The 14,988-nt window shown below is 63.6% G+C and carries 14 protein-coding genes; 5 read left to right on the top strand and 9 right to left on the bottom strand.

Going from position 1 to position 14,988, the window contains the following annotated elements:
• Positions 1–194: 194 nt before the first annotated feature.
• The 6 genes from ASE83_RS10280 to ASE83_RS10255 all read right to left on the bottom strand — a co-directional run bounded on the left by ASE83_RS10280 (position 195) and on the right by ASE83_RS10255 (position 8,693).
• Complete coding sequence (locus ASE83_RS10280; protein ID WP_082443268.1) at positions 195–518, bottom strand: transposase; 324 nt, start codon at positions 516–518, stop codon at positions 195–197.
• Positions 519–710: 192 nt separating this feature from the next.
• Positions 711–2,636: a beta-galactosidase gene (locus ASE83_RS10275; RefSeq protein WP_082443285.1), complete on the bottom strand. Its 1,926-nt coding sequence runs from the start codon at positions 2,634–2,636 to the stop codon at positions 711–713.
• Positions 2,637–2,755: 119 nt separating this feature from the next.
• Entirely contained in the window at positions 2,756–5,707 is a 2,952-nt protein-coding gene (locus ASE83_RS10270) for a TonB-dependent receptor (RefSeq protein WP_055789055.1), read from the bottom strand.
• Positions 5,708–5,870: 163 nt separating this feature from the next.
• Positions 5,871–6,851 carry a FecR family protein gene (locus tag ASE83_RS10265; RefSeq protein WP_055789052.1) on the bottom strand — a complete coding sequence of 327 codons (981 nt, stop codon included), beginning with the start codon at positions 6,849–6,851 and terminating at the stop codon, positions 5,871–5,873.
• Entirely contained in the window at positions 6,848–7,465 is a 618-nt protein-coding gene (locus ASE83_RS10260) for an RNA polymerase sigma factor (RefSeq protein WP_235513205.1), read from the bottom strand. The genes ASE83_RS10265 and ASE83_RS10260 overlap by 4 nt, the downstream gene beginning before the upstream one ends.
• Before the next feature lie 415 nt (positions 7,466–7,880).
• A complete protein-coding gene (locus tag ASE83_RS10255; protein WP_055789050.1) occupies positions 7,881–8,693 on the bottom strand; it encodes an oxidoreductase in 813 nt (270 codons plus the stop codon).
• A gap of 12 nt (positions 8,694–8,705) precedes the next feature.
• On the opposite strand from ASE83_RS10255, the gene ASE83_RS10250 reads away from it, so the two are divergent.
• Positions 8,706–9,227, top strand: coding sequence for a winged helix-turn-helix transcriptional regulator (locus ASE83_RS10250; RefSeq protein ID WP_082443266.1), 522 nt, complete (start codon positions 8,706–8,708; stop codon positions 9,225–9,227).
• A 269-nt stretch (positions 9,228–9,496) separates the two neighbouring features.
• Positions 9,497–10,003: a hypothetical protein gene (locus ASE83_RS10245; RefSeq protein WP_055789042.1), complete on the top strand. Its 507-nt coding sequence runs from the start codon at positions 9,497–9,499 to the stop codon at positions 10,001–10,003.
• Between the two features lie 42 nt (positions 10,004–10,045).
• Here the strand turns inward: ASE83_RS10245 and ASE83_RS10240 are convergent, their stop codons facing one another.
• Complete coding sequence (locus ASE83_RS10240; protein ID WP_235513204.1) at positions 10,046–10,684, bottom strand: TetR/AcrR family transcriptional regulator; 639 nt, start codon at positions 10,682–10,684, stop codon at positions 10,046–10,048.
• Between the two features lie 66 nt (positions 10,685–10,750).
• Between ASE83_RS10240 and ASE83_RS10235 the strand changes: the two genes are divergently transcribed.
• The gene (locus tag ASE83_RS10235) at positions 10,751–10,945 is read left to right on the top strand and encodes a hypothetical protein (protein WP_055789039.1); all 195 of its coding nucleotides are present in this window, start codon (positions 10,751–10,753) and stop codon (positions 10,943–10,945) included.
• A gap of 56 nt (positions 10,946–11,001) precedes the next feature.
• On the opposite strand, the gene ASE83_RS10230 is transcribed toward ASE83_RS10235, so the two are convergent.
• The gene (locus tag ASE83_RS10230; RefSeq protein ID WP_055789314.1) at positions 11,002–11,916 is read right to left on the bottom strand and encodes a LysR family transcriptional regulator; all 915 of its coding nucleotides are present in this window, start codon (positions 11,914–11,916) and stop codon (positions 11,002–11,004) included.
• Positions 11,917–12,032: 116 nt separating this feature from the next.
• Here ASE83_RS10230 and ASE83_RS10225 point away from each other — a divergent pair, with 116 nt between their 5' ends.
• Both ASE83_RS10225 and ASE83_RS10220 read left to right on the top strand, forming a co-directional pair.
• The gene (locus ASE83_RS10225; RefSeq protein WP_055789036.1) at positions 12,033–12,629 is read left to right on the top strand and encodes an NADPH-dependent F420 reductase; all 597 of its coding nucleotides are present in this window, start codon (positions 12,033–12,035) and stop codon (positions 12,627–12,629) included.
• 81 nt (positions 12,630–12,710) lie between these two features.
• Positions 12,711–13,121, top strand: coding sequence for a YybH family protein (locus tag ASE83_RS10220; protein ID WP_055789031.1), 411 nt, complete (start codon positions 12,711–12,713; stop codon positions 13,119–13,121).
• Between the two features lie 73 nt (positions 13,122–13,194).
• On the opposite strand, the gene ASE83_RS10215 is transcribed toward ASE83_RS10220, so the two are convergent.
• On the bottom strand, positions 13,195–14,871 hold the full coding sequence (locus ASE83_RS10215) for a hypothetical protein (protein WP_055789028.1): 1,677 nt from the start codon (positions 14,869–14,871) through the stop codon (positions 13,195–13,197).
• Positions 14,872–14,988 lie beyond the last annotated feature (117 nt).

Below are 14,988 nucleotides of genomic sequence, written 5' to 3'. Positions count from 1 at the left end.
TGGCTGATGTTTTGGGAAGGCTCGAGGTTTCCCAAAAATCGATCCCAAACGAGACGGCTGCGGCCGTCTCGCGGGCCGTTGATTTGTAGAAAACCACAATTCAACTTAAACGGCCCGCGCACCGACAAGATTACGACCACCGTTCTTCGCTTCGTAAAGGTAGATATCTGCCTCAGGCCACAGGGTTGCCAGCCTCATATTAGCGGTCGCCGATCGACCATCGCATATTCCATGTCTGGCTCGTCCGAGCAGGCATCGAATATCCGCTTGAACACATCGGCGGCGCGCCAGTCGCGAAACCGGCGAAAGGCCGTGCTCCAGTTACCGATATGCACCAGCAGATCTCGCCACGCACTACCCGTGCGCGCGATCCACGACACCGCCTCCAGGAACAGCCGGTTGTTCGTCCCGCTGCGTCCAGGCTCGACCCTGCGGATACAATGGCCTTCCTTCATAACCGGAATTTTCCAGCTCAAAGCGGTCCAGAAAACGGGCAGCAGGTCATCGGGATTCAGCACTTCTCCAACGCAACTAGGCGAATCCGGACACTCAATCGGAAGCGGGAACGTTAGCCTGTCGTCATGAAGGCAGTACTTTATGCAGCGATGCCCGCAATCTGGCGGCAGCCCCGAAGATGCTGTGATCGGCGATTTGGAAGATCCCGTCGCGGTTGTTGACCCATTGCCTCGCCATCGTGGTCGCCTTTCGCCTCAGGAGGACTCGCCGCTTTTGCGGGCGAGATCGCCGGTGTCCCGATCCGCCTGCATGGTGTCCGACAGCAGCAGACCGCGGATTGCGCCCGACGATGCATACAGGTCGAAAACGATGGCCCGGTTCCTGCCTTTCACGAGCCAATCGGCGGGGCAAAAGAGGCGGGTCTGCGGCCCCAGCGCGCAATGGCGGCCGAGCAGGTGGCCGTTGATCCAAAGGAAACCCAGTTTCCAGTCCGCCATGTCGATAAAGGTGTCCCCGACCGCTTCCAGCGTGAAGTCGGCGGTGTGGAACAGTCCACCCGGACGGGTCGTCGCCGCGAGGCTGGCGGCGCGATGGGCATCGTCCAGCGGCAGGCCGTAGACCGACCATACGGTCAGGGCGTCGGCTCCGATCGCCACCTTGCCGAGAATGCCCTTCCGGTCCTCCATGTAGCGGCCGAAATTCACCCGACCGAACGGATAGACGAGGATGTCGAGCCGGCGGGCCTTGCCGTCGGATGACGGCGGAACCGGAAGCGATGCCGGGGCCTTCGATGCGGCGACGCGCGACAGGTTGCCGACCGGGACGCCGTCGATCAGAACCAGCGCCTCGTCGTGCAACCCGTCGATCCGCAGGTCGCCGGCGATTCCGGGCTTCAGCATGTGCCGATAGAGGATCATCCCCTCGGTCTGTCCCAGCACCAGTTCCATCGGGCCGGGCGTCGCCACCGTCACGGGATCGGGCAGCGCCGCCCACAGCGAACCGCGCGGCACGGTGCGGACCGTGGGGAAGGCGATGCGAGCCGGCAGGGGCGGCATCGCCGGGAGCGTCGTGCCGACATGATCGGTGATGATCCGCCGCATGGCATGATATTGCGCCGTCGCGTCACCGCCCTCGGCGATCGGCGCGCCATAATCGTAGCTGGTCAGGCTGGGTTCGAATTTCGACCCGTCATTGTTCGCGTTGGCCCCCGCGGTGAAGCCGAAATTGGTGCCGCCATGCACGACGTAGAGGTTGAACGACCGACGTTCGCGCATCCACCGACGCAATAGATCGGTATAGTCGGCGGCCGCGAATTTCGGATCGCCCCAGTGCGTCAGCCATCCGGGATAGCCTTCGCCGATCCAGACCGGCGCCCCGTTTGTGATCCGCTGCGCCGCCTCGATATCGGTACTGCCGTCAAGGCCGAGGGCCGTGTCGGCAAGGTAGGTTCCCGCCTTCTGCACCTGTTCCAATCCATCCGAGGTGCTGAACGGTCCCCGAAAACCGCGCTTCGTCCACATCCCGCGAATGGCGGGAAGATAGGCCGGATCGGTGCTGAACGAGGCATATTCATTCTCGATCTGCACCATCGCGATCGGCCCGCCCCGGTCGATCATCAACGGGCGGACGATCGTGGCCAGACGATCGATATAGCGTTCGGCCGCGCCCATATAGGTCGCGTCGTCGCGATGGCGCAGCCGGATGCCCGGCACCTTGAGCAGATAGGCGGGCAGTCCGCCCAGATCCCACTCGCCGCAGACATAGGGACCGGGCCGCAGATAGACGAGCATCCCCTCCGCCGCGCAGAGCCGGATGAAGGCGGCGATATCACGGTTGTCGGACGTGAAGTCGAACGTCCCCGGTGCCGTCTCGTGGTAATTCCACATGACGTAGATCGCGATGGTGTTGAGGCCCATCGCCTTGGCCATCCTGATCCGGTGCTGCCAGTAGGCGCGGGGAATGCGGGCGGGGTGCATTTCGCCCGAGCGCATCTGGAACGGCTTGCCGTCGAGCAGGAAGCCTTCCGGCACGTGCGACGGCGCGAAGCCGAAGCGTGGGCCGGCATCCAGCACGGTCCCGGCGCGGGCACCGCTCCCGAGTCCGAGCAGCGTGATACCGACGCCGCCGACGAACGCGCGGCGATCGACGGACGCGAACGCGCCCGCTTTCGTGCCTGTCATGGTCATGATCCTGTCTCGATTGGCTGTCGATTGGCGGGGTGCCCGTCGTGTCCCACGGACGTTGGCCGACCCGGACGCCCCCCGCGTCTCCGAATGGACGCGGGGGGCGCTGTTTCCGGTCAATATTTCAGGGTCAGCCCCGCCGCGACACGGCGTCCGTTCATGGTCCAGGTGCCGGGATATTGCGTCCCGCGCGCCTGGATCAGTTCCTCGGTCTGCACGATCGGCTTGTTCGTCAGATTCTGCACATTCGCGAAGATCGTGAAGTTGCGGCCGATGTCGTAGCTGGCCTGCGCGTCGATCTGGGTACGGGCTTCGATGTACAGTTCCGTGGTCGAAACACCCCAGACGTTGGAGTCCACCAGAAAGCGATCGCGATGATTCAGCGCGATCAGGGCACTGAACCCGGCCTTCTCGTAGAACAGGCTGGCGTTATAGGTCAGCTTGTTCAGGCCGAGAAAGGTCGAGGCGGGAATGTTGAATTCCGGCACCCCGTCCTGCTGGCCGGTCGAATAGGTCAGGTTGACGTCGAACCCCAGCCCCGACAGGGCCGGGACCAGTGCCCCCACCTGCTGCTTGTAATCGACCTCGACGCCGCGGGCATAGCCTTTCCGCCCGTTGACCGTCGTCTGGACGGTGACATTCTGTCCCGCGATCACGCGCTGATACGAACCGGGCTGGAGAAACCCGGTGATCTGCTTGTTGTACAGCGCGACCGACACGACCGACGACCGGCTGAAATACCATTCCCACGACAGGTCGAGATTGCGCGAGGTATAGGGCGACAGGTTGATGTTGCCGACCGAGATCCGCCGTGTCGCCAGTCCGCTGACGTCGACCGACGGCACGAGGCTGGCGAGCGGCGGGAACGCCATCGTCTTGCTGGCGGCGAAGCGCAGCATCATGTCGTCGCGCAGTTCGGCGGACACGTTCAGGCTGGGCAGCCACGCATGGCTTTTCCCGCGACCCACCTCGTTGGTGACGGGCGGGATGACCCAGGTGCAGTTGGCGGTGCCCGCCGGGCAGTCGAATTTCAGGTTGTCGAGATTGACCCCCTGATACGGGACCTTCACGCTGGCATTGACGTAGCGCAGGCCGACATTGCCACTGATCGGGATGGCGCTTTCGGAACGGAAGTTCGCCATCACATAGGCGTCGCGTTCGGTTTCGGTCACGCTGTTGGTGGTGAAGTTGTTGGTGCTCAACGCCCCCTGATTATAGAGGGTTTCGTACTTCCCGTCGAAATATTCCGTCAGCCATGCCTGCGGATCGATGTAGAACAGCTGCGACGGACGGACGCCGGGGCCGTTATACTTGCCCAATATATTGTTGGCGAGCGAGTTGGGCCGGACCGCGGTCTGGAACGGTGTCCGCGCCGCGGCAGCATTGTCGAACGGTGCGTTATTGTAGCGCCGCCACCAACGATCGTGCGGGCGTTCGCGTGTCGACAGCTTGCCTCCGAACTTGATCGATTCGAGCACGCTGCCGGCGAAGCGACGGGTAATGTCGATCTTCGCGGCCTTGAGCGTGTCGCTCGCATCGTCGCTGGTGATGATGATCTTGTCGTTGCCCCAGACGGCAGGATTGGAATAGTTCAGCGCGGGATCGAGGATATAGCCGATGATCGGCTTGCCGGGGAAAATCTCGTACCCGCCGAACGTCTTGATGCCCGGCGGAAGATTGGTCACGCTCGAGATGCCGACCTGCGGGCGCTGCCAGAAATTATTGTCGTTCGAGCGGCTGTATTGCAGGCTCTCGCTGAATTCCCAGTCGCCCGTATTGGTGCGAACGTTGAAATCCAGGTTGGTGGTATCGTCGCGTTCGCGCGTGATCGGTTGGGTGAACACGAACCATGCCGCGGGGCTGGACACCTTCGTCAGCACATTGTTCTGGTCGGCGGTGAACGTCACCGGACCGTTATAGGCGTCCGGTGCCCATGGCGCGAAGGGAACGATGCCGAAGTTGATCGAGCGGCTGTCGAGATTGCGCTTCGAATACAGGCCGTTGAGGGTGGCCGTGGTCGTATCGCTCGCCTTCCATTGCAGCGAGGCATAGCCCGTCGTCGTCGTGACCGTGGAATCGGTGTTGGAATAGCCCGTTTGCATGAAGGCGTAATATGGCCCCTTGCCGTTCAGCGTGGTGGGCCAGAAGGGCTGCACATCGCTGCCCTGGTTGCGGAACGAGCGCTTGTTCCAATCCAACCCAAGCGTGATACCGATCCGGCCGTCGGCGAACAGATCGCTGTAGAGCGCCGTGATGTCCGGCTGAAACTTGCCGCCGTTCCTGCTGGGATCGCCCTGCATCTTCGCGGTGATCTGGGCGCGGCGCTTGCCGACCCCGAACGGCGTCAGAGTCTGCAGGTCAACATTGGCACCAATTCCGCCATCCTCCAGATCGGCGCGGGCGGATTTGTACACCACCAGCTGCGACACGAAATCCGGCGAGATCATGTTGTAGTCGAACGTGCGCGTGGCGACGCCTGGACTGGTGATCGTCGAACCGTTCAGCGTCGCCAGCGTGAAATCGGACGGCAGGCCGCGCACACTGACGCTGGCCCCTTCGCCGTTGGCGTTGCGGTTGATCTGGACGCCGGTGATGCGCTGGAGCGATTCGGCGAGGTTGGTATCGGGGAACTTGCCGACATCCTCGGCGGACACCGCATCGACGATCGCCGAATTCAGTCGCTTGGCGTTGATGCTGCGCGTGACGCTGCCGACGATGCCGGTCACGACGATATCGGGGTCCGGTTGATCGCCCACCGGTTCGGCACTGGCCATGGCCTGACCGGGGGATGTGGCGGCCGTGTCCGGCCCCCTGGTTCCCGTCTGCGCGGATGTGGCAGGCAGCCGGACGATGGCGACGGCACCCGAAGCATCCGAACGAACACCGAATCCGGTATGCGCCAGAACGGCTGCGAGCGCGGCATCGGCGGACATCGATCCGACCGCACCCCGCGTGCGCACCTGGCGAATATCGTCGCTTTTATAGAGTATCTGTCGACCGGACTGACGAGCGAACATGTCGAGCGCGATTTTCAGGTCACCCGCCGGAATCCGGTACGTTTGCTTCACGGTCTCCGCGCAGACCGGTGTAGCCATGACGGTAATGCTAACGCTCGCTACCAGAACAGTCGTGATTCCTCTGCCCATCATTGCCCCCTTCTGAACCGGGCATTCTAGGGTCCCGGCGATAGGTAAGACAAATTGCCGGCAAATACCCGGAACGTGATTTGTTTCATTCGTAAGAAATTTTTATGGCATCTGCCTGACGGGTCACGCGCAAGCCATAGGCGTCGTGCAGCAACCGGACGAAGGCATTGGCATTCGATGCCTGAAACGTGCCGCCAATTCGGATGGCTGCCACTCGCGGATCGTCGATGACAATCGGTAATACATTGTAACGGTTGAACTCTTCTACCGCCTCTCCGAGCGTTTGCCGATCGAGCGCCAGCATTCCTTCGCGCCAGGCAAGGCCGGCTTCGATGGCTTCGGGGGGGCGGGTGCCGATCAGCATCGACGCCCCCTGCGCGATCGCGACATCGCCGGTGGTCACGGTCGACGACGTCGTCATCGCGGCCTGTTTCGGCGTGCCGTCGATCCGTACGCGCCCTTCCACCACCGACACCGTCACCCGGTTGCCCTCGCGCCGCACCGAGAATTTCGTGCCCAATACGGTGACCGTGCGCGGTCCGGCATGGATGACGAACGGGTGTTCGCGCGAATGGGCGACCTCGAAATAGGCTTCGCCCTGGTCGAGCCATATCTGCCGGCGCGCCGGCGTCACCGCCGCGCGGATCGACGTGGCAGTGTTCAGTTCGATCCGACTGCCGTCTTTCAGCGACACGATCTTGTGGCCACCGATCTTCGTGGCGATCCGCTGTGGATCGACCCGATCGGTTGTCCCGTCCGAAGACGACAGATACACGACCGAGGTGCATACAAGCACCAGTGACGCGGCAAAGGCCGTCAACCAGCGCGGCGAGGCACCGAAGCCCGACCAGGCCCGCCTTGCGACCGATGGTGCGCCCGCACCGAGCGCGACGATCCGGTCGGCCTGTTGCCAGCCATGCCGCAACCGCCAGAACGCGGCCTTGTTCGCCATCGACCGGTCGAGCCACGCCTGCAACCCGGCTTCGTCCGCCGCGCTCCAGCCCGGCTCCTCGCTTCGCATCAGCCAGTCGGCCGCCTGCTGCTCGATCTCGCGTGCGGTACTCATGGCAATTCTTCCCGACGCAGCAGCTGCTCGACCTTCGGCCGAACCACCTTGCCCGTTCCTCCGAGCATGAAATCGACCATCGCGCGCATCCCGAGGGTCAATTGCTTCTCGACGGTCGCGATCGTCACGCCCATGCGCTCCGCCGTCTCCTGCCGGCTCAGTCCCTCCATCTTTCGAAGCCGTACGACCTCGCGGCACCGCGGCGGCAACGTATCCAGACCGGCCTGCGCGCGCCGCAATTCGTCCCGCGCGGTCAGATGCCGCTCGGTGGCGGCCAGATCGACCGAGTTATTGCAGCTTTCGAGGTCGGCCACCGTTTCGAAAGAAACGATGCGCATCTGCTTGGCCCGGTTTATCAGGTGGTTGCGGGCCACGGTAAAAAGGTAAGGCCGCGCCTGTCGCGGCAACACCTCGCGCGCGCCGGTCAGCGTTCGCTCATATATTTCCTGCCGGATGTCGAGCACATCGGCCTCCGTACGCCAGTTGCGACGGATATAGCGGATCAGGGCGGGTTCGAGCGGAAGGATCTCCCGACCGAACCATGCATAAAGGTCGGCATCGTCGTGCATGGGTTCGAATTGCGTCCTGGCCTGACGGGCATAGCGGTCGCCCATCCTGCTATGACAAACGCGCGCGGCAAACCCGTAATGTCGGATCGAAGAACGGTGCCATTAATCTTTCATCGGAGTGGCTGTGCGACCGGCATCCCCTCGCCGCGCCGATCCGCGTCTCCTGCCCACGAATACTCTTTCCATCCCGATTTCGAATCGTTCCGGCCGGTCACTTCCGGCCTCATCGCGCGAGCGACCGGTTTATCGGCTCGAAAGCCCGCGTAGCACGGCGTCGGGTGGGACCCGGTTGTCGCTCCCGCCGCCAGTCGTGCTCGACCGCACCTGATGGAGATGACTGTCCCGGTGCAGATCGAGCATGTCGGTCGCCACTTGGTCCCGAACGATCCGCGCTGCCGTGTCTGATCGCGTACATGCCCTTCGATGTCCGGCATGCGATCGACAGCGGACAGAGCGCGCCCTAGCTCGTGAAGCCGCTGTTCTTGCGCAAGGCTCGATCGACCAGTTTTTCCGGCAGGTAGCGGCGCAATGCCCGTATCTGTCTGGATTGTTTGCCCGCCGAATAGCGCAGCGCCGGCCTGGTCGCCGTTGCCGCAACGAGTACGGTATCGGCGACCACCTGGGGGTCATCGCCTTTTTCCACCCACTCGCGCATCAGCGCCTCGCTGCGGGTGCGGCCGGCGGCGTAGGTCTGGATCGGCTGATCCACCCGAGTGAGATTGTCCTCGAAGGCCGTCGCCGTGACGCCGGGTTCCACCAGTACCACCCGGATGCCGAACTCGCGGACCTCATGGTCGAGCGACTCCGAATAGCCCTCGATCGCGAACTTGGTGGAGGCGTAGAAGGCGTTGTAGGGTGCCGGGATCAGCCCCAGGATCGAACTCATGTTGACGATCCGGCCACTCTTCTGTGCGCGCATGATCGGCAGCACCGCGTTCACGACCCGCGCCACGCCGAACACGTTGACGTCGAAGAGGCGCTGGGCCTGCGCTATCGACGATTCTTCGGCCGCGCCGAGCAATCCGATGCCGGCGTTATTGACGACCAGATCGATCCGGCCCGACTGTCGCACGACTTCGCCGATCATCGCCGTTACCGAGTTTTCGTCGGTCACGTCGCAGACGAGCATCGTGACACCGGGGCTGTCCGCCACCGCCTTGCGACTGGTGCCGAACACTTTGTAGCCGGCCGCCGCCAGCGTGCGCGCCGTGACCAACCCTATTCCCGAGGATGCCCCGGTCACCACCGCTACGCCCTTGCCTGTGCTGCTCATCACATATCATCCATGCCGGTCTGGATCGTCGGTGGAAAGGGTGTTACTATCAATTTCGAAGTTAGTCACTATCAAAACGATATGATATTGGAAAAATCGCATACAGCGCTGTCATGTCCGATCGCCAAGGGGTTGGAGTCGGTCGGCGATGCCTGGAGCATCCTGATTCTTCGCGACGCCCATGACGGGCACACGCGGTTCGAACAGTTTCGCAGGAGTCTGGGCATTTCCCCTGGCATCCTTACGGCAAGGCTGACGACGCTGACCGCCAGCGGCTTGCTGGCGAAGCAGCTTTACTCGCTCAAGCCGGCACGCGAGGAATATGTCCTCACGGACGCCGGGCGCGACTTCCTGCCCGTTTTGGCAGTCATCGGCGCATGGGCTCAGCGAAATTGCGGCACCGGACTTGCCCGGTACATCGATGTCGAGACCGGAAACCCGATCGAGCCGATCGTGGTGGACGCCGTCACAGGCGCAAAGTTGGGATCACGTCCGATCCGCGTCCAGAACGACCAGGATCGGATCCCGGCTTGATGGATCGCAACGGGGAGGTTCTTGCCAGGGATGTCGGAAACGTCGGGTGATTGGCTGCAGCCACAGCCGCAAGTTCGCCGTTCCTCTTCTCACCCCACAACGATGCTACCGGAATGCATCGCTGACGGGATGGTAACCATTGTCCCGATCGTTCCTCCCGCCCGGGACAAGTTTCTCTGCTTCCCCCCCCTCACAGGAACGATCGCCATGCATTGTCGTTAAAGGACGATCCCGTCCATACTGGTGGGGAAAGCCCTTCAGGAGCAACCATGGCCAACGAACCCATCATCCAATGGCACATCGCCGGCCTGCACGCGCTGCGCTCGGCGAGCGAACAGGGGCAGGAAAGTGCGGAGACGCTGGTCGACAAGGCGACGTTGACCGAGGTGCGCGAGATCGTAACGGCATTCGGACAGCTTGCCGCCCGGCATGAGGCCAAGATCGCCGGGTTCCTGAACGAGTTCGGGGTGCAGCCGAACGATTTCGAGGACCAGATCATGAAGGGTGTCGGCAAGGGGCGGTCGGAGATGATCGCCGCGGCACCCGACGATGTGACGCGCGACCTCAGCCTGATCGGTGGCAACCAGTCGGGCATCGACTATTATCGTGGCGCCTTCCGTGGGCAGGGCTCGCTGGCCAAAAAGCTGGGACATGGCGAACAGGGCGCGTCGTTCATGGCGATGGCCGAGGCGTGGGACGCGCTGGGCGAACGCTACACGGCCGTCGGCGAGACGGTCCGTGCACAGGGTGCCGCCTCGGTCGGCGAAACGGTCTGACCCTTCCTGCGTGCGGCACCGGGCGGGTGTCGCACGTCGTCCTCATGGCTTGAGGAGGCCACGCGCCGCCAAGACGTGCAGGGCATCGTCGATGTCTCGATCGGCAAGGGCCAGCAGTTCGTCAGGCGACGCCCCGAACGTCGCCTGAAACGACATCGGTTGCAGCGCCAGTTCCACGAAACGGCACGCACCGGGCATGGCGTCCTCGACCCCGTCGCCGTCGCCCGCGATCGCTTCGGCGACGAACCGGGCCGCGCCGTCGAAACTCTCGCGATACCCGACCGTCGCCAGTTCGGGAAAATTGCCCGCCTCGGCCGCGGTGATCCGCATGAGGGCAACGCAGCGCGATTGCATCAGCGCCCGCGCGAGTTCCATCCCGACCGCGCGCACCCGCTCGCGAACGGGCAGCGCCGGGTCGGGGCTGGTCACGTCTTCGAACATCGCCGCGATCGAGCGGCGCACCACCGCCTCGAACAGCGCCTCCTTGCTGGTGAAGCGGCCATACAGCGTCGACTTGCCCGAGCGCGAGCGGTCGGACACCTGATCGAGCGTCGTGCGGCCGAAGCCCTGTTCCAGAAACAGCGCCGTGGCCGCATCGAGCACACGCGCTTCCGCCATGCCCGCTTCCCCGGCGGGGGGGCGCCCACGGCGGGGCCGGTCGGTCATGTCGGTTCCGGTCATGACATCACACCTATGAATGGATCGATGAAGGTGCAACAAAGGACGGAATCGTCCGTTTAGAGCTGCATGGTGCATCACTCGACCCCGACCTTCCTCAAGGATCTGCGCGACAACAGCGGCGTCGTGTGGGCGCACCCGCACCGTGCGGTATGGAACACGGCGCGCGCGGATCTGCTGGATCTGGGTCGCGTGCTGATCGCGCGCGCCGATGCTTTCGATGCGGCGGACCAGAAGGAGCCGCCGCTGCCGGGGCGGAGGTGATATTTCATCGACACTCGGAAAAGCTGGATAAAATCGACCATCAGGTTCGATCAATTCTACATGATACGCCCAAGGTCATCGACCTGCGTGCGGAAACGCTCGATCAGCCATGAACCCGCCGGCCCCGGCGGTGTGTCGGTCCGGTAGATGGCATCCATGAAATAGTCGCCATAGATGTTGTCCGGCATCACCAGCTCCACCAGCTTGCCGGTCGCCAGATCGTGCTCGATCATGGGAAGCGGCATATTGCCCCAACCGATGCCCGCCTTGAGCAGCATGTGTTTGGAACTGAGATCTGCCAACCTCCAGGTGTTGGTGCCGATCACGCCGATGTCGCGCCCCTGCGTCAGGGTCGACCGGTCGGTGAGGACCAGCTGGATATGGTCGCGCGCCGCACCCGGCGCATTGCTCTTCGCCCGGGCCAACGGATGCCCCGGTGCCGCGACCGCGACAATGCGGACGCTGCCCACCCCGATCTTCTCGATGCCATCGACGCTCACCAGCGGGCCGGCGACGCCGATCGTCGCCACGCGGTCGAGCACCAGCCTGGTCACGGCGCCGAGCGATTCGACATAGAGGCGCAACGCCACGGTCGGGAATTGCTGGCGAAAGCTGGTGAGCGCATCGACGACCCGGCACTCGGGCAACAGCGTGTCGAGAACGATGTGGAGTTCCGATTCCAGCCCTTGCAGCATACCCTTCGATTTCGCGCGCAGGGTGTCGATACCGTTGATGACGGCTCTTGCTTCGGCCAGCACCATCCGGCCCGCTTCGGTCAGCCGGGGTTTGCGCGTGGTTTCCCGATCGAACAGCGTGAGGCCAAGTTGCGCTTCGAGGTTGGCGATCGAATAGCTGATGACGGACGTCGCGCGATTCAGCTTGCGGGCAGCGCCTGCGAAGCTGCCGGCATCGACGACCGTCAGCAGCACCTTCAACTGGTCCAGCGTGGGTGTGCCCTGCTCAGCGAACATATCGATTCCCTCGAACGTAATCACCTATTTTATGCCGGTTTTACCGTCAATCCAGCAGGCATAGATACTCCTCATCCAACCGCCGCTGCAAACGCACGCTATCGAGAGGACTTTTCATGACCTTCGCCATCATCGGATCCGGTGCGATCGGCACCGCCCTTGCTCGTCAGTTCGCCCGCAAGGATATTCCCGTGCAGATCGCCAACAGCCGCGGCCCGGCGTCGATCGCGGCGCTCGCGGAAGAGGTTGGGACCAGCGTCCAACCGACCGAGCTGGCCGAAGCGCTGACCGCCGACGTGGTGATCCTGGCGGTTCCCTTCACCGCCGTGAAGGACGTCGTGGCGGACGTGAGCGACTGGCAGGGCCGGATCGTCATCGACGCGACCAACGCGATCGACTTCAGCGATTTTTCCCCCGCCGATCTCGGCGGAAGGGCGTCGAGCGATGTCGTTGCCGACCTCGTACCGGGCGCCCGCCTGGTCAAGGCGTTCAACACGCTTCCCGCCGCCATCCTGGCATCGGTTCCAAAGGTCGAAGGCGGCCGCCAGACGGTCTTCAGCTCCGGCAACGACGCCGACGCGACCCGGACGTTCGCAGAACTGGCCAATGCGCTCGGTTTCGCGCCGATCGATCTTGGCCGGATCGACGAAGGCGGCCGTCTCGCCCAGTTCGGCGGTCCGCTCATGGCGCAGAGCTTCATCAAGCAGGACTGAACGCGCGTATCCGGTTGCCCTTCGCCGCTCCGGCGGCATCCGGTTTCCGTCGGAAGCCGGTCAACTTTCAGGAGATGTACAATGCGCCAGAATTTCGTCGATGAGTCGCCGGCCCTCGAAGCGGTCGTGCTGGACTATATGGCTGCCTTCATGCGCGGTGATGTCGAGGCGGCGCTTGCCACCTATACCGAAGACGGTGTGCTGATGGCCCCGGTCGGACCGGCGTTCGAAGGCAAGGCGGCGCTGGCCCAGGTGTATCCCGGCATGTTCGGTGCGATCGACTTCAACCTGACCCCCAAGGTGACGGAGGTGCAGCAGATCAGCGCGGACTGGGGTTTCGTCCGTTCGGCGACGAGTGGCACCCAGACCACCAAGGCGACCGGCGAGGCCGAGGAGGCCAGCTATCTGGAGCTGTTCCTGCTGCGCAAACTGCCGTCGGGTGAATGGAAGATCGCCCGGTACAACACCACGCAAATCACCGCCGACGCATAACGACGCCTGACCGGAAGGCCGGCTCGACCGTCGCTTTGCGATGACGTCGAGCCGGCCCGCCGATCACGGCGTCCTATCGGCAGGGTCGGGCAGCATTCCCCGACCGTGGAAACCACTTGTAGCCGATTGCCCGTCCCGATCGCGGCGCGAAAGTGACGTCCATCGGCTTCCCGTCCCGCGCTACCTTGAACGTGACGCGCTCGTCGAAGCTGAGACCGGCGTCATTGGGTTCGAACGTCTCGCGGAAAACATCGCTGCTGCGCAGTCCCGCCTTGAAGGCGTTGGACGCGGGATCGACATGTCCTATCCGGTTGCCCTTCCTGAAACTGGTGCCGGACGCCCCCAGATCGAGCTGACCCGCGGTGATTGGTCGTGCCACGAGGCATTCGCCGAACGCGCCGGGAACCGGACGGATCAGCTTGCCCGCCATCATGTCGCGCCAGTCCGCCACCGCCCATGTGCCAGCATGCGTCATCAGCAGCTTCGACCATTCCGCTGAAGCGATCGGTCCCTGCGTTCCGAGCGGGTTCATCCTTTTGACCAGATCGAGCACCGTCACCTTCGAATGGCGCGCGCGCAGCTTCGCGTCGAGGTTCGCGAAATACATCGCCCCGCGGGTGTAGGGCACGGACCATCCGCCGATCGCCCTGGGCGGAATGTCCGCAATCTTGTCGTTCGGTGTGTCGCGGAACCGGTTGAGATAGTAGAATGCCGCCTCTTCGTTGACGAGCCGGAGATATTCCTGCGGGGTTACCAGACCGGCGGCCTGCGGCACGATCAGCGCGGCATAGTCCGCGATCCCTTCATTGTACCAGTCGCCGGTATCGCCGCCGTAGAAGTTGACGAACGAGTGCACCATCTCGTGCGCGATGATGGAGCGTTGCTTCGGCGAGGACAGGCGCTGGTTGGAGGGCAGGAAGAACAGAAAACCCCCTTTCTTCGAGGTGCCGCTCGAAAAGCCCTGCCGGTCGTGCGAGAAGAACATGACCCGATAGCCATTGTCCTTTCCGGCACCGAACGCCTCCCCCATGGCGGCAAGGGCCGGCCTGAACCACAGGGCTGCCTGCTCGACCTCGGACTTCGGCTGCGCGAGGCCGGCGATGACCAGCGTGTCGTTGGACGGGTTCTCCGGGGACTGGACGAGGGAGCCGGCCACGAAGAGGGTATTGGCGAGCTGCGATAAAGTGGTGGTCTGGTCGAAATCATCGACACTGGCGGTGGTGATGGCGCGCTGGCCTGCGGGCATTTGCCAGCGGACCGCGATGTTCGTGCGACCAGCGTTCCGGGGGGCCAGCAGGAAACTGGAAAAGGCCCCGGACAATCCGCCGGCCGTGGCTTGCAGATAGGTGATCGGACCCGAATGCGGGACGGCGTTCGAGGCAGCGGGCACGCTGTAGCGGATCGTGACGGGGCCTTGCGTCGGGCGGTTCGCACGCCAGAGATCCTCGTCACCGTCCCGAACCGGACCTGCCATGGGCACCCGGCCAAGCGCGTCCTCGACGATCAAGCCTTCGACTTTGTCGCTCGTTCGCTCATACACCGGCGCAAGGGTATCGAAGGCCAAGGTCAGCGGCTCACCCGGCTTGGCGAAGTCCGCCGGCAACCGCTCGATGACGCGCATCTCCGAGACCGTCGACGATACGACCGGCTGGAGATCGAGGACGACTCCCGCCTGCCCGGTTGCGGGGCTCGAAGGCGCCGCCGCGCTGAGGATGCCGGCAAGCGAGGCAAGCGCGAGCGGCGCGAACAAGCCCGCCCGCCGAAAGTGAATGGATGCTAGGGGCATGGTCTTTCGGAATCCGACAGTGGTACGAGCGCCATAGTCCAAGCGATCAATATCGGATACGATCCTCTCGGCGTACCGCTT

This window comes from Sphingomonas sp. Leaf32 (genome assembly GCF_001421765.1).
Classification (GTDB): domain Bacteria; phylum Pseudomonadota; class Alphaproteobacteria; order Sphingomonadales; family Sphingomonadaceae; genus Sphingomonas.
This window is presented reverse-complemented; position numbering and strand designations above follow the sequence as displayed.